The organism is Flexistipes sp. (assembly GCF_036172515.1).
Classification (GTDB): Bacteria; Chrysiogenota; Deferribacteres; order Deferribacterales; family Flexistipitaceae; genus Flexistipes.
In genome coordinates this window covers 1-24,516 of the sequence record NZ_JAXKVW010000013.1, presented here as the reverse complement: position 1 = coordinate 24,516, position 24,516 = coordinate 1, and the positions used below count along the sequence as shown (strand labels likewise).

Below are 24,516 nucleotides of genomic sequence, written 5' to 3'. Positions count from 1 at the left end.
AAATCAATTTTTTATATTGTGTTAATTTGTGTTATTCTATATATAAATCATCATGCTGCCAAAAAACAGTTCTGAAATAATAACAGAGTTTATCGAACAGGCCGGTTTCAGTACAGGTTTTGCTGAAATTAATTTCCCCATATTTTTCCCGGAGTATGACTTAAGGCTTTCAGCTTCTGAAGGTATTGACTATCTTTTGGGTGCTGCCACATCAGGCAACAAAAGTATTGGTTTTTTTCACTCACCGGTCTATTTTAATTTACATAATTTTATTAAAAGCGAATGCATCCTCATAACCACCAGTCTGCCTGAAAACCTTTGTGTTCCGGTAATTTTCTGTAAAGATATTATTTCTCTTAAAAATAAGCTTACTACCGCAATCAGGGTTTCAGAAGAATCCGGGCTCCCTGTTATCCTCGTAATAAGTGAATCCGTTCTTTTTAACTATTGCGAAATCGATGACTTCGAATTTGATAGTGAACGAATGGCCCCTGCCATAGACAAAAAAGGTCTGAGCAGAAAAATTTCTACTGACAATTTTCTGGAAAATCTGAATATTGCTGAAGCACTCCTGTCAGCTTCTTTTGACAACAAATTTTCTTCCGGTGATATAATTTCATTAAACGATGTTCAGGGAACTTTTTTTGACTATATAGTGCCTCATATAAAATCCCCACAGCTGGAATCCCTCGAAAAATGCTCAGAAATTTTTATTTCCGAAAACGAGGAAAGATTTTTCAAAAAACTCTGCCTCCATTTTTACCCTTTGACTTTAAACTACCGGACATTACCGGAGAAATATGAGGAAGAACTTGCACCGATACTTTGCCCCGGCTGCCCTTTTGCTTATATATTTTCACGGCTCAAAACTGAAGACTATCTTGTCCTTACTGACATTCAATGCCCTTCACTGAACAGGTATCTGAGCGTGGAAATAAGAAAGGCTGATTTTACAATTGGATTGGCCCGTAACATCAAAAGCAAGATGCTCTTTATAGGAAATATCAGTAATTTCAAATATCCTTTATTTAACATTAAAAGCAATATTGAAATAATTCTGCTTAAAGATACTGATACAGCTGTGGAATTTTATCCCGAAATAAAACTCCATAAACTCCAAAAAACTGGTGTTACATTACCTTACAGCTGTAATAATATCAGAAAATACGGCAAAATGACCATCAACCCTAAAAAATGCAAGTGCCTTAAAAAAAATGAGCCCCCAGAATGCATTGAACAATCTTTCTGCCCGGCACTTTTCAGAAGCGATGACATAATTTTGATAAATAATGATCTCTGCACAGGATGCGGATTGTGCAAAAACGTGTGTCCTTACGGAGCTGTAAAATGAACTACTGTATTAAAATGTTCGGGATACACAGAAAAATTTTTGACAAAACATCCAGACTGCTTTTAAAAACTTTTGCCGAATCGGATTATTTTGTACACACCCATTCCGGCATACCTGAAAATTATTTTGCTCCGTTAAAACTAACGATAAATATTATCGGCAGTCAGAAAAACACATTCAAATATATTTTTGTAGACTTTGATAATCTGTTAACAAGTTCAGACGCTGAGAAGAAAGTGATTTCCCCAAACAAACTAAACGTCAAATATTCACCATCAGGCTTGCACTACTGGGCTGTTACCGGAAGGCTTTTCCCATTTATCGAAGATATTTCCCCTGCATATATATCCGGCTGTCTTCTGGAAGAGAACCTGGAAAAAGAACTGGCCTATTTCAGAAAATTCTCATCTTAGAATATCACCGCAGAATAAACATCATTCCTTCAAATCCTGTTCGGAGAAAACAAGTGCCTCGAATCTGTAAACCTTTGTATCTGCAGCTTTATAGGCATCAACAGGAAGCCCGGCTTTTCGGCAGGTATTTTTCAAAAATTCTTCTACATTCCATCCGTATTCTGATGCAACCTGTGGCAGCAAAACACCGCTGAAAATCCCTTTTGAAATATACAGTCCATCCCGCCCGATTTTTATTTCATCAAAACGGCTTACAGGAACCATAGGGCTTAAAACGGAGATTTCGATTTCAACATGGGAAAGCTCATTTTCAGCGAGAGGGGGGAAACGCATATCTTTAAAAGCTGACTGAACAGCCATTTCCGCCACATTTTCCACAATATTTTTGTCTTCTCTGAAATTGCCGATGCACCCCCGGAGTTTTCCGTTCTTGTGAAGGGTAACAAAACAACCGCTGTTAAAATCAAGTTCCCCGGGAATATCCTGTTTATTAATTATTAACTTATTTTTATTAAATTCAGAGGTGATTGCCTCCCGAGCCGTTCTTACTAAAAACTTACGGGCTTTTTCGGATAATTTAAAACTCATTTTACCTCCCTTACATGTTGAAAATTTGTTTAAAAAACATCCTTATGAAACCCTTGCCTAAAGGCAAGTTACAACCTAAGTCAAAAAAGTACACGTCACATCAATATGTTAGGAAAAACACTTTCTATTGTAGTAATTTACAAAAACCAACAGGAAAATCAACAATTTTTTGTTACTAAGTTGTTGAAAAACAGCTGCAAAACTACAAAAAACATTTATGACAAAATGCTGCATTCATGTTGACTAAATTCTAAGCATACTCAATGAACAATAATTCAGTACATGAAATACCGAATTATCATTAACTTTCTGTATACACATTCATAATACGGGGAGAATAATGTTAAGCACCTTATCTTCCACTTTACCATCTCCCCATTTCGCAACCTGACTTTTCGCCGATAATGCCCAGCTTTTCAAAAATATAGAGAAGACATTATCCAATAATCTTCTATATATCTGTTTTAAAGGATTAAATATCAAAATTCAATTTCACGATCTCCGATAAGTGATAATATTTTATCAATCTTAAATGTCACAAGATGAAGTCTCTCTTCATTAAGAGTTTTTTCCACTGGCGAATTTCTCCGCCTGTATTTATCCACATCGGCAGGATCTGCACTATCTTCCAAAAATGTCATGTACATCCTGATTCCGTCAAACTTATCATCATCTGAAACATACAAATAGTTCGCACTGGCATTCTCATTGATATTCGCGTATGTTTTCCTTTCCCTCATAACAAAGACAGCATTGCCATTTTCTATATGAGGTCTTGCATACAAAGCTGTGTTAACTTGTCCTGATCTGTCTGCAGTAGCCAGAACTCCCATTCCTTTACCATTTTCAAAATATTGTTCCAGTTTCATAAGCCACCTCGCATTTAAATTGATTTTCTATTATTTTCAAAAAGATACAAGTATTTATCGTACCCTTCTTCCTGCATCCGTGATTTCGGTACAAATTTTAATGATGCGGAATTGATACAATACCTCAGACCCGTTGGCTCCGGCCCGTCTTGGAACAGATGACCCAGGTGTGAATCTGCATATCTGCTTCTAACCTCTGTTCTTTTCATCAGAAAGCTTTTATCTTCCTTTGTCACAATAAATTCACCGGAAATAGGTCGTGTAAAACTCGGCCAGCCTGTTCCCGAATTAAACTTATCTGTGGAGCTGAAAAGCGGCTCACCTGACACAACATCAACATAAATACCCTCTTCTTTATTGTTCCAGTACTCATTTTCAAAAGGCTTTTCTGTAGCATTCTTCTGGGTAACAGCATACTGAGTTCTGGTCAATTTCTTTCTAAGTTCACTATCTGTAGGTTTACTGTAATTTTTATGTCTTTCGTCAAAGATGTTTTCTTTACCACGCCATAGTCTGTTTAAAAATTCATCCCTGCCTGAGGCCGCCCTGTAAAATTTATATTGATTAACTTTTTTTCTGAAATAATCCTGGTGGTATTCCTCTGCTTTGCAAAATACTGATGCAGGGAGAATCTCTGTAACAACAGGGTTGCTGAACTTTTCGCTTTCATCCAGAATTTCTCTGTATTTTATAGCTGCTTCTTTTTGATTCTCACTATGGTAAAAAACTGCAGTTTTATACTGACTGCCCTTATCAGCAAACTGGCCTGCAGGATCTGTGGGGTCTATATTTTTCCAGAAAATTTCGAGAAGTTTTTCATAGGAAATTTCCGAAGGGTTATAGACAATCTGCACAGCTTCAAAATGACCGGTTTTTCCAGTACAGACCTCTTCATATGTTGGATTTTCAGTCTTTCCTCCGGTATAACCGGAGATAACATTTTTTACTCCATCAACCTGTTTGAAAAGCGCCTCCATGCACCAAAAGCACCCGCCGGCAAAAGTCGCTTTTTCGTAACAATTGCCTCCTTCTTCCGAAACTAACGAAAATTTTGCCTGTATAAATTCAGAAAGTGGTATAAATATCATTTTCACAACGCACCTCACAAATAACCTGAAATTAAAATAATGATAAAAACACAAATTTAAAGTGGTTTATGAATCTTTTTAATGAAAAAAATAATTATTTTTGATACTATCTCATATGCTTGAAATAGTGCTATTTTTAATAGGAATAATTTCCGGTTTTGTAAATATATTGGCCGGAGGCGGCTCATTTCTCACTATTCCCATACTGATATTTATGGGACTTCCTCCCACTGTTGCCAACGGGACCAACAGACTGGGCATCTTTTTGCAGAGCCTTATAGGGGCTGTCAAGTTTAAGCAGTACGGCGTTTTTCCAGCAAAATTCGCACTTATTGTTTCAATCCCGGCAATAGCTGGAAGCATAATAGGCAGCTATCTGGCCACAATTATAAGTGATGAAGCATTCAAAAACTATCTGGTTTTTTTTATGGTGGCCATTACACTCATCACCCTATTTAATCCTGTGGGAAAATTGAAACAAAAGGATATTTCGCTATCCCGAGGCAAATGGGTATTCAGCATAATCGCTTTTTTCTTTGTAGGTATTTACGGGGGATTTATACAGGCGGGTGTCGGATTTCTTATTTTAGCCGCAATAATCGTTACCGGTTACGATCTTGTATCAGGTAATGCCGTAAAGACATTCGTTATATTGATTTTTACCATCTTTGCCCTTGCCATATTTTTTATCCAGGGCAAAGTTAATCTCTATTTAGGACTGATTTTAAGCATCGGCAACGTTATAGGTGCGTTAGCCGGTACAAAGGTAACAGTATTAAAAGGAAACAATTTTATCAGATGGTTTGTCGTAATCTGTGTTTTAATTTTTGCAATAAAACTGATTTTTTTCTGATAGTCCTGTTTGTCAGACTGTTAAAAAATAGCCTTCATAATAAGCTTTTCAAATTCTTCGTGGCCTTCAATTTTTATCTTCTGTCTGCCGTCAAGCACCGCCGCGGGCGGATTGATTATTCCGTAACTTTCGGGAATTTGGTCTTTTGTTGTATCTCTAAGCAAAATATCAACTTTATCTGCAAATTTTTCCTTTAACTTTTGAGCCAGATTTTCCGTCTCATTATCCACTTCGCTGTTATAAAAAAGTTCCAGTTTTATCATCAATCCCTCCTTTTTTAATTATATATAACAATATTAGGGAGATAATTCAACGGTATTTGCAACTGACAAACAAAAACATTCCGGGTATTGCTTGAAAAGCAGGCAGAAGAGGTGCTCACCCCTCCATCTGCTTTTAAGTTTACGTAAACAGATAATCAGGTATCAATAGTTGTACCCAAAACCTCCAGAAATTTTCTCATCCATTCAGGATGTGCAGGCCATGCAGGAGCTGTGACAAGTTTTCCATCCACTACCGCGTTGGAGAAAGTCTCATTGGCAGCCACCCATTTTCCGCCGCTTTTTTCAACTTCCGGTTTTACGGCAGGATAAGCTGTACAGCTTTTACCTTCAAGAATACCCGCAGCTGATAATATCTGCTGACCGTGGCAGATGGACGCGATAGGTTTATCCGCCGAGTTAAACTCTCTTACAAGTTTCAGCACATCCTCGTTTAGCCGCAGATACTCCGGAGCTCTGCCGCCGGGGACAACCAAAGCGTCATAATTATCCGCTTTTATATTCTCAAAATCTGAGGTAATCATAAAATTATGACCTCTCTTTTCCGTATACGTCTGATCTCCTTCAAAATCGTGAATTGCCGTTTTTACAACATCACCCTCTTTCTTTCCCGGACATACGGTATCCACTTCGTGACCTGCTGTAATCAGAATCTGAAATGGTGACATAGCTTCATAATCCTCGACAAAATCACCAACCAACATCAAAATTTTCTTTGCAGCCATATTTACCTCCACATTTTAAGACTCATAATTATCAATTTAAAAATTCAAAAATCTTAATCAACAAAAAATTACACACAAAGCCTCTAAGCCTTCTCTCACCAAAACTTCAACTTATTGCAAAAAAGAAATTCACTTGATTAAAATTATTAGCGTCCTCCCACAATTTTGTATTTATAATATTTGGCAATACGTTATATAGCTGGCATCACACCAAAAATTATATAAAAGTATTGTTTTACATATACTTAGCTAACATGACACTGATTTCAATGTAATTTGCACAAATGAAGCAGCCGATGTCGAATGTGTTCCACATATTTACCAGCCTGAAAGGCTGGTGCTAGAGAAACGTACTGCCGGTTAGCGGTCACACCCTGTGTTGGAATGTAAAGTGGATAAATATTTGCAAATAAAAACAATTATGAGAGGAGGGGGATGTGTTCCACTGGCATCGGTCAAAGACCGATAAATTTGTGTATACAACATATTTACCAGCCTTACGGCTGGTGCTATTAGGCGGTTACTGGCAGTAGTTACGAGTTTCGATCTCGAATATGAGTGAAAATCCCAATATTGATATATCTTTCTAAAAAAAGGGAGGGTGCCAAATAAAATTAAATTTGTACAAAAAGCTTTTTTCTGATATAAATCTTTCTTCGTTAGCCTTGAAGGAGTATCAAAAATGAATCATAATACAGTTTATCCGGACGAAAAGCTGAATAAAGACAGTTCATCAGAATTGAAAGAAAAAATAATGTATTCAATAGAGAAAAACAAAGTCACCTTTATTTCTTTCAAAAATGTCATTTACCTTGACAAGGAAGGCCTGAACACCCTTATTGGATTGCTGGAGTACAGTAAAAAGCGAAAAAGGGAACTTTGGCTGTGCGAAATAAAACCTGAAATAATGGAAATAATGACTTTTACAAACCTCAGCAATCTTTTTAAAATGTATAACACCAGCAAGTCTTCGGAGTAAAAAATGTCATACAGAGTTATCAGAGAAAACGGTATTGTAAAAATTATGATGTCTGAAACCCTTTCAGTAAATGATATTGAAAAAATGAAGAATGAGTTGGAGATTTTCGAAGAAACAACCCTTGTAAAGCTTGATTTAAGAAACTGCTCGTACATACAGAGTAATGTTGTCTCAAAAATCATTGATCTAAAAAAAGAACTCAGCAGAAAAAATGCCAGCCTCATACTGACAAACGTTCATGAAGCTGTAATGCAGCTAATGGAAATAAGTAATTTAATAAATTTTATCGATATCGAAAAAGATTTTTCTTCCTACTCAGTTGATGAACTAACTGATTTTTTTCTGGATCCCGAAAACTGTGACGCAGCCTCTGATTACATAGCTGAAAATTACAATGACAGCCTTAAGCAAAAGATGACAGAGCTTTTGTATAACACTGATCCAATCCTCAAAGAGTATGCCATATTAACCGTAGGGAAAGCTTTTGACAGAAGTCTGCTAACAACAATACGAGAAAATCTCGACGATGATGTCGGCAATGTAAACAAAGCTGCAATTTTGGCTCTCGGCTGGCTGCATGATGAGGCATCGAAGGATAAAATATACTCATTTCTGAAGAGCCCTTTTATAGATGTGGCAGAGGCTGCTGCAGCGACTATAGCTTTGCTAAGTGATGAAAATGATGCTGCGCGCCTTAAAGAATACCTGACAGACCCGGATGACCGGCTAAAGCGAATCACCATTAGGGCATTAAGTCTTATCAATGATGATAACAGCTATATATATCTCAAAGACATGCTGACAAACGGAACCAACGAATTCATCAAAACAACCATTGTTAAAGCCATCTCCTTATACAGCTATCCGGAAACAGCTGACATTCTATTAGGACTGTTAAGGGATGCGTCTTTAAAGGTCAGAGAAGAAGCAGCCCATGCTCTTATCAGAATCAAAGCCAAGGATAAAATTGGTGAAATCCTGTCAATAATACAAAAAGAAAACGGATGGTTTGCTTATTATGCAACCAAAGCTGTAGGCGGCCTCTGTGACAATGAATCATGCACCAATTTTCTCGTTAATGCTTACGAAAATGCATCGGAAAATGTCAAAATAGCAATAATTCAGGCTGTGGGTAATATTGGTGTGGACTGTTCCGATTTTCTCTTTGATCTTCTTGGAAATGAAGATGCGGATATCCGCAGAGAAGCTTTGGTGTCACTCTCCAAGCTTAACAAAAACAGAGCTGTTCCCGCTGCTAAAGAAGTGCTGTTAAATGACGAAAGCCCTGAAGTCCGGCTGAAAGCTGTCGAGATACTGACTGAGGAGAAACCTTCCGGTTACAGAAGGTTTCTGGAAAAAATATGTGAGAAGGAAACAAGCGAAAAAATTAAAGAAAAAATCCTGAACGCTATAGAAAAACTGTAAACCATTGAATAATCCAGCAAACACACAAAAAGCCCGTGATGCGTAATCAGTGATGAGTGATGAGCAGTGCTAAGGACTAAGTGTTAAGTGCTAAGAAAGAACAAACAAATTCCTATTTCACAATTTCTCCAACTTACTACCTCTCTATTTCCCTAACTCACAACCTCCCCGTTTCACTAACATAAAGCTTCTCTCTTTTTGAATTTATAAGATATATTTACTAAGATCCTGGTCACGGACAACATCTTCCAGCTTGGAGTCAACGTACTCAGCATTGATCTCAATTTTGCTGTCTTTAACATCCGGGGCTTCAAAAGAAATATCTTCAAGCAGTCTTTCCAGTATCGTATGAAGTCTTCTCGCCCCTATATTTTCATTTGTCTTGTTAACCTCCGTGGCGATTTCCGCAAGCCTTTCTATACCGTCATCACAAAATACCACTTCCACATTATCTGCCCCCATCAGGGCTTGGTACTGTTTTGTAAGAGCATTTTCAGGCTCTTTGAGTATTTTTACAAAATCAGATTTTGACAGTGAATCCAGCTCAACTCGAATAGGAAATCTCCCCTGCAATTCGGGCACCAGATCCGAAGGTTTTGAAATATGGAAAGCACCGGCAGCTATAAAAAGTATGTGATCCGTTTTCACCATACCATATTTCGTCATTACTGTGGAACCTTCTATTATCGGCAAAAGATCCCTCTGGACGCCTTCGCGGGAAACATCGCCTCCTTTATACCCTGAAGCTCCGGAGGAAACTTTGTCAATCTCATCGAGAAATATAATGCCGGACTGCTCCACCCGTTTTAAGGCATCACTTTTCACCTCATCCATATCGATAAGACGATTAACTTCCTGCTGCAGGATTATATTCCTTGCTTCTTTTATCTTAACCTTTCTTCTTTTTTTCTTTGAAGGAAACATATTTTTAAACATATCCTGCAGATTCATCCCCAAATCTTCCATTCCGGTGTTGGTCAGAACCTCCACTTGTGGGCCTGCTTCATCCACTTCAATTTCCACACTTCTCTCATCAAGTTTTCCGTCCCTCAGCAGCTTACGAAACTTTTCACGAGTTTCAGAGTCGTCTTCAGTGTCTGCATAGCCTTTCGGTTTGGGCAGCAATAAATCCAGCAGCCTGTCTTCGGTATTAATTTCTGCTTTATCAAGCACATATTCCCTTTTCTCAGCCTTAACCATACTGATAGCAATCTCCACAAGATCTCTGATCATAGACTCTACATCTCTTCCCACATAACCCACTTCGGTAAATTTACTGGCCTCTACTTTAATAAATGGCGACTTGGTAAGTTTTGCCAAACGTCTTGCAATTTCAGTCTTACCTACCCCTGTGGGGCCTATCATAATAATATTTTTGGGGGCAATTTCATCCTGCAGATTTTTTGACAGCTGAAGACGTCTCCACCTGTTCCTCAGGGCAATGGAAACGGCCTTTTTGGCATTGGCCTGCCCCACAATATATTTATTCAAAATGTCAACAATTTCCCTCGGTGTAATATTTTCCACATCTACCTCCAGTTTACAAACTTTCAATACTGATATTGTGATTCGTATAGATACATATGTCAGCAGCTATCTCAAGAGATTTCCTGACAATTGTGCCTGCATCGTAATCGGTATTTTCAATTAAAGCGGTTGCAGCCGCCTGAGCATAAGCTCCTCCGGAACCTATTGCAGCCAGGTTCTTTGCCGGATCCACAACATCGCCGTTACCCGTAATTAAAAAAAGATTGTCTTTATCAGCAACAATCATCATCGCTTCCAGGTTTCTCAGGTATTTATCCGTCCGCCAGTTTTTCGCAAGCTCGACTGCGGCTCTGAGGAGCTGACCGCTGTACTCTTCAAGTTTCGTTTCAAAACGTTCCATAAGAGTAAAGGCATCAGCAGTTGATCCTGCAAAACCACATAGAACCTTTTTGTTAAAGAGTTTTCTGATTTTTACAGCATTGTGTTTTAATACCGTATGTCCGAACGTAACCTGTCCGTCAGCACCTATGGCGATATTACCGTCTTTATAAACGGCTAAAACTGTTGTTCCGTCAAACATTTTCATCTCCATTTTTTGAAATAGGGGATTTAATATATCACTAATACTGTATTTTTCAAGAGATTACTAATTTTGGCAACCTCTTAACCGTCTCAACCTATACCTATACCTTTGCCTTTTTCCCTACTTCTCCACTTCACGAGTTCACTACCTCTCCATCTCACTACTTCACTCCCTCGTCAACAAATTGCCATAGCTCTTAAAAAAGGATGATGGAAAATTACTCATTATTAAGGAGGGAAACCCTGTCGATGCATTTTACAGAAAGAAAAAGCTGTGTTAATATCTATTATATATTTGAAACAAGGAGGGAATATGCCGGTCAAACGTTTAACATATGAATCACTGTACAACAGATGTGACCCGGAATCCTTTAATTTTAAGACAACAGAGGACTTGGCTACAATAAAAGATTTCATAGGGCAGGAGCGTGCTAAGCGCTCTCTTGAAACCGGAACAGGAATTAAGCACAGAGGATATAATATTTTTGTAATGGGTCGTGCAGGAACCGGCAGACACGTTTTAACAAAAGAATACCTGGAATCCATCACGAGAAAGGACGGTAAGCCTTACGACTGGTGTTATGTAAATAATTTTAAAAATTCCCACAAACCGTATGCGATAAAACTTGACCCTGGAAGAGCATACAACTTCAAGAAACATATGGATGATCTTGTAAATGCCTGCAAAAGAACATTAAACGAAGCTTTTGAAAGCAACGAATACATGAACCAGCGCCGGGCTATCACTGAACAGTTCAATAAAAAGAATGAAGAATTGTACCGCCAGTTAGAATCACAGGCCCGCTCAAAAAATATTGCTATGGTTCAAACACCCCAGGGTATTGTGTTCGTTCCGATGAATAAAAACGGGAAGAATATGAGCCAGGAAGAATTCCAGCAGCTTGATGATGCAACAAAAGAGGATTTTTCCAAAAAGATTGTATATCTCCAGGAAGAACTTCAGGCACTTATGCGAAAAACAGGACAGATGAGAAAAGAGATGGATGAGCAGATAAACGCTCTCAACAAAGATACCGCCAGAAATGTAATAGATCCTCTTTTAAAGCAGCTGAAAAGCTATTACTCCAATAATTCGAAAATACAAAAATACCTTGATGAAGTTGAAGAGGATATTGTGGAAAATTTCCAGGATTTTATTTATAAAGACTACAACCAGCAGGAAGATAAGCAAAACCCATTTTCTGCATATTTTAAGCCGAGCTTCAAACGTTATTCCGTAAACGTTCTTGTGTGCCATGAAAATAGCGCAGAACTGCCTATCATTTATGAACAAAATCCCACATATCAGAACCTTGTAGGACGGATTGAGCACACGTCCCAAATGGGGACACTGATGACTGACTTTACACTGATAAAACCGGGCTCCCTTCATTCCGCTAACGGTGGCTACCTAATACTGGATGTCAGAAAGCTACTGATGCAGCCTTATGCATGGGAAGGACTCAAAAGAGTTATTCGCTCTGAATCGATAAAAACTGAAAGTATACAGGAGTTATTAAGCCTGACCAGCACAGTTACACTAGAACCGGAAGAAATTCCGCTTAAACTGAAAGTTGTTTTAATCGGTGAAAGGATTTTTTATTACCTCTTGAGTCAGTATGACCCCGATTTTCTTGAACTGTTTAAAGTTGTAGCAGACTTTGAAGAAGAAATCATAAGAACTGATGAAAACATGGAGCTTTATTCGAAACTCATAGCTTCGATAGTTTCAAACTGCGAACTAAAACCTCTAAACAGATACGCCGTTGCCAAAGTAATCGATGCAAGTTCAAGAAAAAGCGGGGATACGAAAAAGCTCAGCATACATATGCAGAGTATCTCCGATTTACTCAAAGAAGCTGATCATTTCGCTGATATAGAAGGACGAAATGTTATAGAAGCACAGGATATAAAAAAGGCACTTGAAGAGCAGGAGTTCAGAGGCGGAAGAATAAAGGAAAGGTTATACGAATCCATTAAAAGAGAAATTAAACTGATAAGCACAGAAGGTGAAAAAACAGGTCAGCTAAACGCTCTTACCGTTATGCAGCTGGGTCAGCTTGCATTCGGCAGCCCTGCTAAAATTACGGCTACGGTAAGAATTGGAGAGGGCAAGGTAATAGATATTGAAAGGGAAGTAAAATTCGGAGGCCCCATACACTCAAAGGGGGTACTGATACTTTCCGGTTTTCTCGGGGATAATTTCGGGAAAAAAATAAAGCTCGGTCTGACGGCAAGTATTGTATTTGAACAGTCATACGGAGGAGTGGATGGCGACAGTGCTTCTCTTGCTGAATTGTGTGCCATACTCTCTGCCATATCAGAGAAACCGATAAAGCAGAACATTGCACTAACCGGCTCAGTAAACCAAAAAGGAGAAGTCCAGGCAATCGGCGGAGTAAACGAAAAAATAGAAGGGTTCTTTAAGGTTTGTAAAGAGAAAGGGCTGACAGGAAAACAGGGTGTAATAATACCAAAATCCAACATAGACCACCTACTGCTTAACGACGAGGTTCTTAAAGCGGTGAAAGAGGGTAATTTCAGTATATATGCAGTGGAGAATGTCAGTGAAGCTCTAAAGCTCCTCACGGGCTATCCCCTGGGAGAGCGCAACACCAAAGGCAATTTCAAACGCGGCAGTCTCGGATACTATATAGAAAAAAAGATCAGAGAATATAACGAGGCAGGTAAGACCAAAAGAACGAAACAAGAACCAGGTAAGAAATAAAATCAAGCTCGTACATTATGCACGAGCTTGATTTTAATCTGTTTTTCAGGATTTCAGACTTTTTGACATCATATTTGATAGTTTTTTGACAAAATCAGAAGGATTTTCCGGCTTTTCTCCCTCCACAACGAGACTCAGGTTATACAATAAATCCATATAATCGCTTACAGTACCGCTATTCGGATCGGTTTCATATATTTCCTTCAGCTGCTTTACAACAGGATGTTCCGCATTTATCTCCAGTGTCTTTTCCTGAGAAGGTACTTCCTGACCCATGGATTCCAGAAGTTTTTTCATCGCAGGATCCATCGCATCTTCATCAACCACAAGACACGCAGGTGAATCTTTCAATCTGTTGGAAATTTTCACATCTTTAACTTTGCCCTTCAGATAATCTTTTATCGAATCAAGAAAGCCTTTCAGCTCTTTCTCTCTGTTTTCAGTTTCCTTTTTTTCTTCCTCATCCAGGCTGATATCACCTTTTAAAACGGATTTCAGAGTTTTCCCCTTATACTCACCAAGGGTGCTCATAATCATGTCATCAATTTCATCGGTAAAAAATATGACCTCAACATCTTTGTCCTTAAAACGCTCCAAATATGGCGAATTTTTTACCTCATCCACACTGTCGCCGCAAATATAATAAATCTCTTTCTGCTCCTCTTTCATATTCTCCAAATATTTATCGAAATCTATCTTTTCATTTGCAGCTGTTTTGGTTGTATGAAACGTCAACAAACCCGCTATCTCTTCTTTTCTGCTAAAATCGTAGTGTATCCCCTCTTTGAGAATTTTGCCGAATTCACTAATAAACTTATCATATTTTTCGCTATCATTCTCTTTAATTTTCTTTAATGTTTCCAGAACCTTCTTTGTGATATTCTTTTTTATCACTTCCACTTTTCTGTTATTTTGCAGAATCTCCCGTGAAACATTGAGGGGCAAATCAGAGGAATCAACGACACCTTTGATAAATCTGAGATAAGGAGGCATCAGCTCCTCACAATGATCCATAATCTGAACCTTTTTTACATACAATGCCGGTCCGAACTTGAAATCTTTGTAAAAGATATCGAAAGGCGCATGAGATGGAATGTAAAGAAGTGCTGAAAATTCCTGAGTCCCTTCCGCTTTGAAATGTATGGTTTCCAGCGGATCGGTAAAATCGTGGGAAATATGTTTGTAAAACTCATTGTACTCGTTTTCCGTTATTTCCGACTTATCCTTCAGCCACAAGGCCTTCATCGAATTCAGCGTTTCCTCTTCAATGGACTTATTACCGTCTTTATCCTCTTTTTCAACATCCATAGTTATCGGATACTCGATATAGTCGGAATATTTTTTTACAATCTCCTTTATACGCCATTCATCCAGAAACTCCATTTCATCTTCTTTAAGAGTAACTGTAACATCTGTGCCGAAACTTTCCTTATCGGCATCATCCACAGTAAATGTACCATCGGCAGCCGACTCCCATTTTACTCCTTTTTCCTCGCCGACTTTTTTGGAAATCACAGTTATATTGTCAGCAACCATAAAGGCCGAATAAAAACCTACTCCGAATTGTCCGATCAATTCCGGTTGTTCTTTTATCTGACCAGATTTAACAGCATTGATAAATTCCTTTGTACCCGAATGCGCTATTGTACCCAGCGATTTCACAGCTTCATCCCTGCTCAAGCCGATTCCGTTGTCTGAGATGGTAATAGTACCTTCATCTTTATCCGATTTAATTTTTATTTTCCATTCAGTGCCGGCTAAATTGTTGGACTTATCGGTTATTGAAAGATATTTTGCCTTATCGATGGCATCCGATGCATTGGAGATCAATTCCCTTAAAAATATCTCTTTATGCGTATATAAAGAATTGATTACAAGGTTTAAAAGTTCCTTAACTTCTGCCTGAAACTGAACAGTTTCCGCCATTTTTACGCCTCCGTAATATTAATTTTTTCGCTGAGATAATTTATATATTTAGTATAAAATTTCAACAGGAAATGCCATAATGCGTTATGCGTAATCCGTGATGAGTGTGAGATAGTGCAATGTTCAATGTTTAATGTTAGTAAAAGTGAACAGTTATTTATTGTTATTCTTCGTTATTCGTAGTTATTCACTGGGAAAAAGTTTGTCCGTTGAAATAGCTAAATTTTACGAAGGTACCCAAACTTACTGCACTGATTCTCCGCTCAATCATATCAAGCTATTCAACTTCATCAACCTTTACCTTAAACCTCAACCTTTGCTCTTAGCACTTAGCACTTAATACCAATATCCCACTCAACAAATTACTACTTTTCTATCTCGCTACCTCACTTTCTCACTATCTCACTAACTCACTCCCTGTTTCACTATTTTCTCAAATAAATTGCCATAGCTATTAAAAAAACGGAAGAGTGGTGTAGGTCAAAAAGCCTTTCTTATTATTCCGCCTCCGGCAACCAAATCTCCATCATAAATTACTGCCACCTGTCCCGGTGTGGGAGCTGACTGTTTTTCATCAAAAAGTACAGCCGCTTCATTATTAGGGAGAATCTCCACTGTACAAGCTGCGCTTTTCATCCTGTATCTTAATTTGATTTCAGATTTGAAAAACTTTCTTTCTGTAATAAAATTACATTCCTCTAACTTTACACCTTTAAAGTATGTTTCCTCTTTGGAGCCAAGGTAGATATTGTTGGAAACAGGGTCAATTTCAACAACATATAAAGGCTTGTGAAATCCTGTTTTCAGACCTTTCCTCTGACCTACAGTATAGAATTCTACCCCTTCGTGTTCTTTGAGTATCTCACCTTTGTAAATAAAATTTCCCTTTTTGATTTTATCAGATGGTATCTTTTCACTCAGATATTCTCTGTAATCCCCACCCTCAAGAAAACAGACATCCTGGCTGTCTTTCTTACCGGAAACTTCAAGACCAAGCTCCTCAGCAATTTTTCTTACCTGATATTTGCTTGGGAATTCTCCTAAAGGAAACTCAGTTAAACCTATATAAAATTCGTCCAGCAGACTCAAATAATACGATTGATCCTTTTTTAGGTTTGCGGCTTTTGCAATAAACCAATGTCCGTTCTTAAAAGTTTTACGGGCATAGTGCCCTGTGGCTATCTTATCGGCATTATGCTTTTGCATCTGTTCAAAAAGATATCTGAATTTTGCATACTCATTGCAATAGCAGCAGGGATTGGGCGTTTTACCTTTTCTGTATGTATTTATAAAATATGATATAACCTCATCACGGAAAAAATCTGTATAATCCTCAAAATACCATGGTATATTTAGCTTTGCAGCCATTTTACCTGCATCATCCAGATGCTTTTCCTGCCCTTCAAACATTTTCAGGGTTAAGCCGATAACATCAGCCCCCTGCTTCTTTAAAAGGTAAGCGGTTACGGTACTGTCAACTCCTCCGCTCATAGCCACTAAAACTTTCCCAGGCAAATTTTACCCCCGTGATTGACTTCTAAAGCGTTTTGAATATATTTTCTACTTGTATGAAAGTCAATACAGGAGTTCATAATGAGGTCTCATGATTCATAACGATGTAAAAAAAAAATAAACGAACTTATCATCAGATGCGCAGAGTCTGGAGAACTGGCAAGAAGCCTTCTGGAAAAATTTTTAAGAGATAATAACTTCGGCTCTTCACTCAGACGCGAAATAACGGATTATTTTTACTGTGGTATCAGGTTTTACGGGCTTTTAAAGAAAGACACAGAAAATTTCAGTTATGAAAAGGCTTATAATGTTCTTGAAAGTAAAAATATAAACTCCCCTTCTGCTCTATCGGAAATATCAGGTTTCAGCCTTAATTTTGCTGAAACCGTTTTGAAAAATGTGGATGATATACGTCCATTTTTCTACCGGGCACCGATGAGTATCAGGATAAACACATTAAAGGCTACAAAAGATTTGATGCTGGATAAATTCTCAGGTAAATACAATGCTTCTCCAACCAAAGTCAGTCCTTTCGGCATTACTTTCAACCAGCATATAAATGTCAGGCAGCTGAATGAGTTTAAAAAAGGTTACTTTGAGATACAGGATGAAGCCAGTCAGCTCATCCCTTTGCTTTTGGATATAAAACCGGGCGAAAAAATTCTCGATTTCTGTGCAGGAACAGGAGGAAAGGCTTTGGGAATTTCTTCCTTAACATTTAACACTGCGGATATTTACATACACGATATAAATGAAAACCGCATACAAAAAGCCATAAACAGGTCTAAGAAAACCGGTGCTAAATTTAAAAAATTAAAAGAGGGGCAGTATAGATTTTTTGATAAAGTTCTGGTGGATGCCCCCTGCTCAGGTATTGGTTCGATGCGGCGGGATGCTGATCTGCCCATGAGGCTTGATAACAACAAGCTTGAAAAATATACAGACTTACAAAAAAGTATATTCAACAAAGCGTTATCTTACGTCAAACCAGGCGGATTAATAGCATATGTAACCTGCAGTTTCCTTGAACAGGAAAATGAGAAACAAGTAAGCAACTTCCTTGACAATAATCACCGGCTTGAATTAGTAAAAGCCGTTGATATACTCGACAAAGACATCTCGGACAAACTCAGCCTCCTAGACTTCTTCAGGACATCCCCCGCCTGTTATGGCATGGATGCCCTCTTTGGGGCTGTTTTCAGGGTTTCGTAAAGGTAGCCACAGTCATAAAACTTTCGTTTTTAAAAAATTTACCGTAATCAAAATCTCCGTTAAAACAAACAAAGGATGAGCCCGTTCTGCTTGAGGCTCTTATAAAATCTTCATAAAAAACAGGTACCAAATTCACTTCGGAAGACTGTTTTTTATTATTTTTCTTGTCCGTCAAAACACCTTTGAATACAACCCGTTCGTCGTCGGTATATTCATAATATCGCTCGAACTTAACATTAGGTGTTTCAATTGGATCCAATTCTTTGATACCGTTAGCGCAAATTCTGTCATAATTTACTGTCTGAACCACCAAGCTGCCTTTGGGTTTTAGTAAAGAAAAAGCGCTGTAAAGTACTTTATGGACCTCATTTCTGTCAATAGAATGAGCAAGTGTGTTACCAATACAAAATACGGTTTCAAAAGACTCTTTTTTAAAGGGAAGTTTATGCATGTCACCGATTACCATTTCGTAGGGGTTATCCATAAATATTTTACTGTACTCAAGCCCAGTAGCTTTGAATCCGTCCTTTTGAAAAGTTTTCACATATTTGCCTGTTGCAGACCCTATCTCAAGCAAATGTGCATTTTCAGGTACCAGTTCTTTTATAAAACCATAAGTGGACTTGCTGAAAGGAAATATTTCATCATAATAATTATTTAACATTTCATAAAATTCCATTATTACCTCCAATTATATTTTACTCGTACAGCAGAAAAGTTTCAACCCCTATCTTGGATATGAGTGAAAATCCCGCTATTGCCATAGCTTGTTTAAAAAGCGGGGGCACCTGTCTTGCTGGCCATTTTTCTTTATAAGCAATGTCTTGTAGATGTGAGATCATGAAAAATTCACAGATATAGACAAAAAATAACATATGGGATAAAATTGACCAAAAAGGAGATTGTTATGTCAAAAACAATTTTAATCACAGGAGCGACTTCCGGATTTGGATTAGCATGTGCTGAAATTTTTTTCCACAACAAATGGAACGTAATCTTGACGGGCAGGAGGAAGGAAAGGCTTGAAAACCTGGAGAAAAAACTCGGCAATATTTCCAGTGTCTACACTTCAGAACTTGATGTGAGAAACAGTAGCAGTGTGGAAAAGTTTATAACAGATTTACCGCAGGGATTCAGGGATATCGATGTTCTTGTCAATAACGCCGGTCTCGCCCTTGGCTTGGATCCGGCATATGAGGCAAATTTGGATGACTGGGATGTTATGGTGGATACAAATATTAAAGGACTTTTGTATTGCACAAAAAGTGTTCTTAAAACAATGGTAAAGAAAAACAGCGGTCATATTGTTAATATAGGTTCCACAGCGGGGAACTGGCCGTATCCGGGTGGCAATGTTTACGGCGCAACCAAGTCTTTTGTCCAGCAGTTTTCAAGAAATCTTAGGGCTGATTTACTGGGGACAAAAGTCAAGGTGACAAATATCGAGCCTGGAATGGCTGAAACAGAATTTTCCCTGGTGAGATTTAAAGGTGATAAGAAAAAAGCTGAAAAAGTTTATGAAAATGCCGACTTACTGCAGCCGGAAGATATCGCTGAAATAATATATTGGGTGGTAAACACACCTGAGAGGGTCAATATAAATACTTTGGAAGTAATGGCAACATGCCAGGCCTGGGGTCCGCTGCAGGTAAACCAGAGCTAAAAGAAAACAGTCCGGTTTTAAAACCGGACTGACATTAATCAGGGATGCCGGTATAATTTTACAAACTTAACAGTCGCCGTTGCCGGTGCAAAGATTATCCTTATTCATTTCGAAAACTCTCTCACCTACACCGTCAACTTTAATAAACTCTTTTATATTCTCAAAAGGATTTTTTTCTCTGTAATCTATTATGGCTTGTGCCTTTGCATCCCCAATATACTCCAGCGAGGAAAGCTCCTTTTTGGATGCAGTATTGAGATTTACCTTTGCAAAAGCAAGAGTAAATACCATAAGCAACATTAAAATAGCAAAAATTATTTTTTTCATACTAGCCTCCTTGTAAAAAATATGGGAAAATGGGATAAACAAATACTCGGCACCCCTAATAATAAAGTTATAAAACTATACCATACTATATTAACTTTTCAACATTTTATTTTTCTCTCCTTAAAATAAACAAAAAAACTTGAACAGAGCTAAAAATAAAAGTAATTTTGATAAAAAGGGGTGTTTTCATGGATTATAAGGATAAAATTAAAGCAGCTGCTGATATAATCAAAAATTCAGAATCATTGGTTATAACTGCCGGTGCCGGAATAGGTGTTGATTCCGGTCTGCCTGATTTTAGGGGCAACCGGGGATTCTGGAAAGCCTACCCTCCTTATGAGCGCCTTGGACTCAGTTTTATCGAAGCCGCTAATCCTGCTCATTTTGAAAGAGATCCCTCTTTTGGATGGGGTTTTTACGGACACCGACTGCAGATGTACAGAAATATAACACCTCATAAAGGATTTTATTTAATGCTGGACTGGATAAAACAGTTCGGTATGGATTATTTCGTTGTGACTTCCAATGTTGACGGGCACTTTCAAAAAGCGGGTTTTCCTGAAGATAAAGTATATGAGATTCACGGTTCCATACATTACCTACAATGTCTCAATGCCTGTACATCAAGCATTTGGGAAAACAAAGAAAAGATTGACGTTGATACAGAAAGTATGAGGGCAAGAAATGTTCCCAAATGTATTAACTGTCACACAGTGGCCAGACCCAATATTTTAATGTTCGGGGATTTTTCATGGCTGCCGTACAGAAGTCACGAGCAGTCAAACCGTTTTGATGATTTTTTGGACAGTCAAAAAAAATCAAAAATAGCTGTAATAGAAATAGGTGCAGGTACAGCTATCCCTTCAATAAGACACACCAGTGAGCGTATACACAGGAATTTGAATGCTGAAATAATAAGAATAAATCCCAGAGAACCTGAAGTTAAAAGACCGAATATAGGAATCGGAGAGGGCTCCTTAAAAACCCTCTCCGACATTGACGAGGTTTTAAATGATTAGATTATTAATAATTATATTACTGATTTCAGCCTCTATCTGTTCCGCGCAAAATAATTATATAGAGTTAGGATCAGCATATCTGTATCAAAAAAGCAATCTGGCCGTTGACAGTAAAAACGAAATAATTCACAACTATTCCGAACCTGATGACGCTTTCGGCAAATTCATACCTGTAGTACGTTTTAACTACTCCCAGAATAAAAACGGTACCGGCTTTTACATCGGTTCGCCTTCTCTAAGCTCATCGGGCGGAGGATTTCTGATTGGTTTAAAAAAGCCCGGTCTGTTAAACACTGAATTTTCTGTTTACTTGTCTTACCGGCTGCCTGAAGAGGTATGGGAAGACCCATTTCTTTTAAACAAGGAACGTTCGAGTACCTATAAAGATAGTTATGGTTTTGGCTTAAACCTCAACAACATTTTAAATACACGTTTCTCATACAAACTCAAACTTCTTTCTGAAAACATCCGCGATGATGTTATTGGCAGTAATTACAGCAGACTTCAAAGAGACGGATACATAATCAGTCAGGAAATATCAAAAAATATCCGTATGAGCAACAAAATGTTTCTCAACTTAGGGATATTTTACAAAAAAGGTGAATATGAAGGTGACGCCAACTCATATGATGAGCCCGGAATTAGTGCATCATGGGCTTATCTGTCACCAAAAGGACTATCAGCAAGGATAATATATTCTCTCAGTTATGCAAAATATGCCAAAGAACACCCTCTTTTCGATAAAACAAGGAAAGATGTGAATGAAAATATCATTCTTGTTTTAAGAAAAAATAACATTCTGAATCTTAAAAATGTTTTCGCTTCAGCTTATATAGGAGTTGGAGGATCGTTTTCAAACATAGATTTTTACGAAAAAAGGCTTGCTTTTACTGGAATGAGCGCAGGATATTCCTTTTAAAGACAGTACCTGTTCCAAACAGCTAATTTTGGCAATTCGTTTAGTAGTGTATTTGCTATTGGGGTAATTTTTTTGATGTGTTAAAGTCCGAAGATTATCACAACATCTTCTGCCAAGTTTCCTGATTTATTAAAAAGTTTTTATTAATTATAAGATAAGAAAGGGCAGATGGAGCTGCCCGTTTTATTGAGTTTTACCTGCTCCGGCAGCACATGTACTACACGCATCGGCAGTGTTTTTGTTTTCAGGTTTGCTCTTCCCGGATGCACTGTTTGCACAGGTATTTTTTCCTTTGTAGTCTGTGACATACCAGCCTGATCCTTTAAGCTGGAAATTGGACATAGATATTATCCTTTTGGCATCTCCGCCACACTTGGAGCATTTTCTTATTTTACTTTTTGAGTTAATTCCTTCAAACAACTCAAACACATCAGAACATTTTTCACACTGGTATTCATATATAGGCATATCTACCTCCCAAATACTATAATTTTTCAAATGAATAATATGCTAAACATTTTAAAAAAATCAAGTGAAATATTTGTTGGTAACACAAAATTGATGCATTTGAAAGTCGTAACACGTGATGAGTGTAGAAAAGGTAGTTAAAGGTATTTGAAGTATTTGAGGTTCCAATAGCGCCCAAAACTTCATCAATTTCCTTAACCTATGCATTTCTCCCTATTTCACTCCCTCCGCTTCCCTATCGACATAGCTCTTAAAAAAAGGAAGTGTGACAAAAATATTTATCATAACATGTTTTACCTATTTTCACAGGAATCTTGAAACATTCCACACTTGCAGAAGCTTTACTACTATATTACAATATCCACTGTATAGGAGGTACAGATGAGCTCAACAGTTTACCATATTAGTCCGCACTCGAAATCATTTACTTACGAGAACGGGCTTCAGGGAAAGTTTGAACAGTTTTTAAAAAACTTTGAAATTGATAAATATATCGGCAAAGATGAAACAGTGCCTCTCAAAATACATTTGGGAGGAAAAGGCGCTTTTCGAACAATCAGGCCTCAATTTGTAAGGCAGGTTGTCCGGGCAGTTAAAAGTATACCTGCAAAACCTTTTGTTACCGATTCGGTCAGGATACCTGCGTATGATTACTTGGAGGTTGCAAAAGAAGCTGGTTATAATCATTTGACGCTGGACGCACCGGTGGTCATAGCAGATGGGATGTATGGTAAAGACTCCCTGAAATCAAGGGCAGGAGAGCCGATTGGCGATGTCTATATCGCATCGGCACTTTATGAAGCTAAATCAATGGTTGTTCTGACACACGTAAAAGGTCACATCCAGGCAGTACTTGGAGGAGCTATAAAAAATATTTCGATGGGAGGGGTTTCCAACGAATCCCACCACGGAGACTGGCACGAAGGCCGTGGAAAGATGCACTTTCTTATGGGTGATATCATGGAGTGGGACCAAGAAAAATGCATCCTATGCTATGATTGTATGAAGGTATGTCCTGCAGAATGCATTACATTCCCGGACAACATATATACAGTGGACAAAGATAAATGCTGGCGGTGTGGAAGATGCGCGCGTGTTTGCCCGGAAGATGCCATTCATGTACCTGTAACCCACGAAAAATTTATGAAAGCAGTTGCTGAAGGAGCAAATGCAGTAACATCCACTTTTGAACCCAAGCGTATTATCTATATAAATTTTTTAACGGAAATGCAGCCAGAATGCGATTGTATGCCCATTGCTGAAAATCCGGTGGCGCAGGACCAGGGTATTCTCATATCAGATGATCCCGTTGCAATAGATACAGCAACACTGGATATATTAAGCGAAGTGGAGCCCCTTCCCGGTTCAAGGGCTGAAGGTATAAAAAAGAAGGACGGTTGGGACATATTCAGTCTCCTGCACCAAAAAGACGGAAGACTTCAGGTAATGGAAGCGGAAAAGATTGGACTGGGTACTATAGATTACACTATAGAAAAAGTGGATTGAATTAATATCAAGACTTATCAGACTGAACTAAAATTTCTCAAGTAACTCCACAGAGTTTTTTACACATTCTACGCAAACCCTTTCTCTCAATTCATTCTTCTTAAAAAACTCTTTTCCATCTTCCGTGTTAAGATCACACCCTAAAAGGTCATAACATCTAAGATGGCCGTTTTGCGCGGAAAATTCTCTACTGAAATCCTGGATGATTTTATATAATTGAGGTTTTTTATAACTTTCCGATTCTTCACCATATCCGTATTTCAACCCCAAAATCATAAAAGCACCGCTTGCCGCACCACACACATTCTGCATACCGCCCATCCCGCCGCCATAACCGGACGAAAGAAGGCGCAACACATGCTTATCAATTCCGTACTCTTCTGCAAATACAGAAACAACGGATTGAGAACAATTAAATCCACTACGAAACAGTTGAGCTGCATCAGATGATTTCATGAATTTACCTTAGACATTAAAGTAAAGAAAAGAGCACTGGCGGCGACCTATTTTTCCGGGGCTTGGTTAACCCGAGTATCTTCGGCGCTGGAGGTCTTAACTTCCGTGTTCGGAATGGGTACGGGTGTAGCCCCTCCG

At 38.2% G+C, this 24,516-nt stretch carries 24 protein-coding genes and 1 rRNA gene; 11 read left to right on the top strand and 14 right to left on the bottom strand.

Going from position 1 to position 24,516, the window contains the following annotated elements; translation table 11 throughout:
• The first annotated feature begins 52 nt into the window (after positions 1-52).
• Positions 53-1,351: a 4Fe-4S binding protein gene (locus tag UMU13_RS09075; protein ID WP_328218567.1), complete on the top strand. Its 1,299-nt coding sequence runs from the start codon at positions 53-55 to the stop codon at positions 1,349-1,351.
• Positions 1,348-1,764 carry a hypothetical protein gene (locus tag UMU13_RS09070; protein ID WP_328218566.1) on the top strand — a complete coding sequence of 139 codons (417 nt, stop codon included), beginning with the start codon at positions 1,348-1,350 and terminating at the stop codon, positions 1,762-1,764. The genes UMU13_RS09075 and UMU13_RS09070 overlap by 4 nt, the downstream gene beginning before the upstream one ends.
• 21 nt (positions 1,765-1,785) lie before the next feature.
• Here UMU13_RS09070 and amrA read toward each other — a convergent pair whose 3' ends face one another.
• The 3 genes from amrA to msrB form a co-directional block, all read right to left on the bottom strand.
• On the bottom strand, positions 1,786-2,352 hold the full coding sequence (amrA, locus tag UMU13_RS09065) for an AmmeMemoRadiSam system protein A (protein WP_328218565.1): 567 nt from the start codon (positions 2,350-2,352) through the stop codon (positions 1,786-1,788).
• Positions 2,353-2,831: 479 nt separating this feature from the next.
• The gene (locus UMU13_RS09060; protein WP_328218564.1) at positions 2,832-3,221 is read right to left on the bottom strand and encodes a pyridoxamine 5'-phosphate oxidase family protein; all 390 of its coding nucleotides are present in this window, start codon (positions 3,219-3,221) and stop codon (positions 2,832-2,834) included.
• A 14-nt stretch (positions 3,222-3,235) separates the two neighbouring features.
• A complete protein-coding gene (msrB, locus tag UMU13_RS09055) occupies positions 3,236-4,309 on the bottom strand; it encodes a peptide-methionine (R)-S-oxide reductase MsrB (RefSeq protein WP_328218621.1) in 1,074 nt (357 codons plus the stop codon).
• Between the two features lie 115 nt (positions 4,310-4,424).
• On the opposite strand from msrB, the gene UMU13_RS09050 reads away from it, so the two are divergent.
• Positions 4,425-5,162, top strand: a complete 738-nt coding sequence (locus UMU13_RS09050; protein WP_328218563.1) for a sulfite exporter TauE/SafE family protein — start codon at positions 4,425-4,427, stop codon at positions 5,160-5,162.
• Between the two features lie 20 nt (positions 5,163-5,182).
• Here UMU13_RS09050 and UMU13_RS09045 read toward each other — a convergent pair whose 3' ends face one another.
• Both UMU13_RS09045 and UMU13_RS09040 read right to left on the bottom strand, forming a co-directional pair.
• Positions 5,183-5,425, bottom strand: coding sequence for a hypothetical protein (locus tag UMU13_RS09045; protein WP_328218562.1), 243 nt, complete (start codon positions 5,423-5,425; stop codon positions 5,183-5,185).
• Positions 5,426-5,580: 155 nt separating this feature from the next.
• Positions 5,581-6,168 (bottom strand): DJ-1/PfpI family protein, encoded by a 588-nt coding sequence (locus UMU13_RS09040; protein WP_328218561.1) that lies wholly within the window; start codon positions 6,166-6,168, stop codon positions 5,581-5,583.
• 682 nt (positions 6,169-6,850) lie between these two features.
• On the opposite strand from UMU13_RS09040, the gene UMU13_RS09035 reads away from it, so the two are divergent.
• Both UMU13_RS09035 and UMU13_RS09030 read left to right on the top strand, forming a co-directional pair.
• Complete coding sequence (locus tag UMU13_RS09035; protein ID WP_328218560.1) at positions 6,851-7,147, top strand: STAS domain-containing protein; 297 nt, start codon at positions 6,851-6,853, stop codon at positions 7,145-7,147.
• 3 nt (positions 7,148-7,150) lie between these two features.
• Complete coding sequence (locus tag UMU13_RS09030; protein ID WP_328218559.1) at positions 7,151-8,572, top strand: HEAT repeat domain-containing protein; 1,422 nt, start codon at positions 7,151-7,153, stop codon at positions 8,570-8,572.
• A 204-nt stretch (positions 8,573-8,776) separates the two neighbouring features.
• On the opposite strand, the gene hslU is transcribed toward UMU13_RS09030, so the two are convergent.
• Positions 8,777-10,099 (bottom strand): ATP-dependent protease ATPase subunit HslU, encoded by a 1,323-nt coding sequence (gene hslU, locus UMU13_RS09025; RefSeq protein WP_328218558.1) that lies wholly within the window; start codon positions 10,097-10,099, stop codon positions 8,777-8,779.
• A gap of 13 nt (positions 10,100-10,112) precedes the next feature.
• Positions 10,113-10,646 carry an ATP-dependent protease subunit HslV gene (gene hslV / locus UMU13_RS09020; RefSeq protein WP_442902145.1) on the bottom strand — a complete coding sequence of 178 codons (534 nt, stop codon included), beginning with the start codon at positions 10,644-10,646 and terminating at the stop codon, positions 10,113-10,115.
• 309 nt (positions 10,647-10,955) lie between these two features.
• Here hslV and UMU13_RS09015 point away from each other — a divergent pair, with 309 nt between their 5' ends.
• Positions 10,956-13,370, top strand: a complete 2,415-nt coding sequence (locus UMU13_RS09015; protein WP_328218556.1) for a Lon protease family protein — start codon at positions 10,956-10,958, stop codon at positions 13,368-13,370.
• Positions 13,371-13,415: 45 nt separating this feature from the next.
• On the opposite strand, the gene htpG is transcribed toward UMU13_RS09015, so the two are convergent.
• A complete protein-coding gene (gene htpG / locus UMU13_RS09010) occupies positions 13,416-15,296 on the bottom strand; it encodes a molecular chaperone HtpG (protein ID WP_328218555.1) in 1,881 nt (626 codons plus the stop codon).
• Positions 15,297-15,776: 480 nt separating this feature from the next.
• Entirely contained in the window at positions 15,777-16,811 is a 1,035-nt protein-coding gene (mnmA, locus tag UMU13_RS09005) for a tRNA 2-thiouridine(34) synthase MnmA (RefSeq protein WP_328218554.1), read from the bottom strand.
• A 432-nt stretch (positions 16,812-17,243) separates the two neighbouring features.
• On the opposite strand from mnmA, the gene UMU13_RS09000 reads away from it, so the two are divergent.
• The gene (locus UMU13_RS09000) at positions 17,244-18,020 is read left to right on the top strand and encodes an RsmB/NOP family class I SAM-dependent RNA methyltransferase (protein WP_328218553.1); all 777 of its coding nucleotides are present in this window, start codon (positions 17,244-17,246) and stop codon (positions 18,018-18,020) included.
• On the opposite strand, the gene UMU13_RS08995 is transcribed toward UMU13_RS09000, so the two are convergent.
• Positions 18,007-18,699: a class I SAM-dependent methyltransferase gene (locus tag UMU13_RS08995; protein ID WP_328218552.1), complete on the bottom strand. Its 693-nt coding sequence runs from the start codon at positions 18,697-18,699 to the stop codon at positions 18,007-18,009. The two genes, UMU13_RS09000 and UMU13_RS08995, sit on opposite strands and share 14 nt — an antisense overlap.
• Positions 18,700-18,927: 228 nt before the next feature.
• Here UMU13_RS08995 and UMU13_RS08990 point away from each other — a divergent pair, with 228 nt between their 5' ends.
• Complete coding sequence (locus tag UMU13_RS08990) at positions 18,928-19,683, top strand: SDR family oxidoreductase (RefSeq protein ID WP_328218551.1); 756 nt, start codon at positions 18,928-18,930, stop codon at positions 19,681-19,683.
• A gap of 66 nt (positions 19,684-19,749) precedes the next feature.
• Here UMU13_RS08990 and UMU13_RS08985 read toward each other — a convergent pair whose 3' ends face one another.
• The gene (locus UMU13_RS08985) at positions 19,750-20,010 is read right to left on the bottom strand and encodes a ComEA family DNA-binding protein (RefSeq protein WP_328218550.1); all 261 of its coding nucleotides are present in this window, start codon (positions 20,008-20,010) and stop codon (positions 19,750-19,752) included.
• A gap of 188 nt (positions 20,011-20,198) precedes the next feature.
• Between UMU13_RS08985 and UMU13_RS08980 the strand changes: the two genes are divergently transcribed.
• Positions 20,199-21,029 (top strand): SIR2 family NAD-dependent protein deacylase, encoded by an 831-nt coding sequence (locus UMU13_RS08980; RefSeq protein WP_328218549.1) that lies wholly within the window; start codon positions 20,199-20,201, stop codon positions 21,027-21,029.
• Positions 21,022-21,948 carry a surface lipoprotein assembly modifier gene (locus UMU13_RS08975; protein WP_328218548.1) on the top strand — a complete coding sequence of 309 codons (927 nt, stop codon included), beginning with the start codon at positions 21,022-21,024 and terminating at the stop codon, positions 21,946-21,948. The genes UMU13_RS08980 and UMU13_RS08975 overlap by 8 nt, the downstream gene beginning before the upstream one ends.
• Positions 21,949-22,131: 183 nt before the next feature.
• Here UMU13_RS08975 and UMU13_RS08970 read toward each other — a convergent pair whose 3' ends face one another.
• Complete coding sequence (locus UMU13_RS08970; protein ID WP_328218547.1) at positions 22,132-22,416, bottom strand: FmdB family zinc ribbon protein; 285 nt, start codon at positions 22,414-22,416, stop codon at positions 22,132-22,134.
• Positions 22,417-22,797: 381 nt separating this feature from the next.
• Here UMU13_RS08970 and UMU13_RS08965 point away from each other — a divergent pair, with 381 nt between their 5' ends.
• Entirely contained in the window at positions 22,798-23,922 is a 1,125-nt protein-coding gene (locus tag UMU13_RS08965; protein ID WP_328218546.1) for a DUF362 domain-containing protein, read from the top strand.
• A gap of 27 nt (positions 23,923-23,949) precedes the next feature.
• Here UMU13_RS08965 and UMU13_RS08960 read toward each other — a convergent pair whose 3' ends face one another.
• Positions 23,950-24,378 carry a C-GCAxxG-C-C family protein gene (locus tag UMU13_RS08960; RefSeq protein WP_328218545.1) on the bottom strand — a complete coding sequence of 143 codons (429 nt, stop codon included), beginning with the start codon at positions 24,376-24,378 and terminating at the stop codon, positions 23,950-23,952.
• Between the two features lie 34 nt (positions 24,379-24,412).
• Positions 24,413-24,516, bottom strand: a 5S ribosomal RNA gene (rrf, locus tag UMU13_RS08955); the annotation flags it as partial.

Excerpts from the sequence above, each read along its gene's own strand:
- UMU13_RS09075 (WP_328218567.1), top strand. The coding sequence starts at position 53 with ATGCTGCCAAAAAACAGTTCTGAAATAATAACAGAGTTTATCGAACAG.
- UMU13_RS09070 (WP_328218566.1), top strand. The coding sequence starts at position 1,348 with ATGAACTACTGTATTAAAATGTTCGGGATACACAGAAAAATTTTTGAC.
- amrA (WP_328218565.1), bottom strand. The coding sequence starts at position 2,352 with ATGAGTTTTAAATTATCCGAAAAAGCCCGTAAGTTTTTAGTAAGAACG.
- UMU13_RS09060 (WP_328218564.1), bottom strand. The coding sequence starts at position 3,221 with ATGAAACTGGAACAATATTTTGAAAATGGTAAAGGAATGGGAGTTCTG.
- msrB (WP_328218621.1), bottom strand. The coding sequence starts at position 4,309 with ATGATATTTATACCACTTTCTGAATTTATACAGGCAAAATTTTCGTTA.
- UMU13_RS09050 (WP_328218563.1), top strand. The coding sequence starts at position 4,425 with ATGCTTGAAATAGTGCTATTTTTAATAGGAATAATTTCCGGTTTTGTA.
- UMU13_RS09045 (WP_328218562.1), bottom strand. The coding sequence starts at position 5,425 with ATGATAAAACTGGAACTTTTTTATAACAGCGAAGTGGATAATGAGACG.
- UMU13_RS09040 (WP_328218561.1), bottom strand. The coding sequence starts at position 6,168 with ATGGCTGCAAAGAAAATTTTGATGTTGGTTGGTGATTTTGTCGAGGAT.
- UMU13_RS09035 (WP_328218560.1), top strand. The coding sequence starts at position 6,851 with ATGAATCATAATACAGTTTATCCGGACGAAAAGCTGAATAAAGACAGT.
- UMU13_RS09030 (WP_328218559.1), top strand. The coding sequence starts at position 7,151 with ATGTCATACAGAGTTATCAGAGAAAACGGTATTGTAAAAATTATGATG.
- hslV (WP_442902145.1), bottom strand. The coding sequence starts at position 10,646 with ATGAAAATGTTTGACGGAACAACAGTTTTAGCCGTTTATAAAGACGGT.
- UMU13_RS09015 (WP_328218556.1), top strand. The coding sequence starts at position 10,956 with ATGCCGGTCAAACGTTTAACATATGAATCACTGTACAACAGATGTGAC.
- htpG (WP_328218555.1), bottom strand. The coding sequence starts at position 15,296 with ATGGCGGAAACTGTTCAGTTTCAGGCAGAAGTTAAGGAACTTTTAAAC.
- UMU13_RS09000 (WP_328218553.1), top strand. The coding sequence starts at position 17,244 with ATGAGTATCAGGATAAACACATTAAAGGCTACAAAAGATTTGATGCTG.
- UMU13_RS08995 (WP_328218552.1), bottom strand. The coding sequence starts at position 18,699 with ATGGAATTTTATGAAATGTTAAATAATTATTATGATGAAATATTTCCT.
- UMU13_RS08990 (WP_328218551.1), top strand. The coding sequence starts at position 18,928 with ATGTCAAAAACAATTTTAATCACAGGAGCGACTTCCGGATTTGGATTA.
- UMU13_RS08985 (WP_328218550.1), bottom strand. The coding sequence starts at position 20,010 with ATGAAAAAAATAATTTTTGCTATTTTAATGTTGCTTATGGTATTTACT.
- UMU13_RS08980 (WP_328218549.1), top strand. The coding sequence starts at position 20,199 with ATGGATTATAAGGATAAAATTAAAGCAGCTGCTGATATAATCAAAAAT.
- UMU13_RS08975 (WP_328218548.1), top strand. The coding sequence starts at position 21,022 with ATGATTAGATTATTAATAATTATATTACTGATTTCAGCCTCTATCTGT.
- UMU13_RS08970 (WP_328218547.1), bottom strand. The coding sequence starts at position 22,416 with ATGCCTATATATGAATACCAGTGTGAAAAATGTTCTGATGTGTTTGAG.
- UMU13_RS08965 (WP_328218546.1), top strand. The coding sequence starts at position 22,798 with ATGAGCTCAACAGTTTACCATATTAGTCCGCACTCGAAATCATTTACT.
- UMU13_RS08960 (WP_328218545.1), bottom strand. The coding sequence starts at position 24,378 with ATGAAATCATCTGATGCAGCTCAACTGTTTCGTAGTGGATTTAATTGT.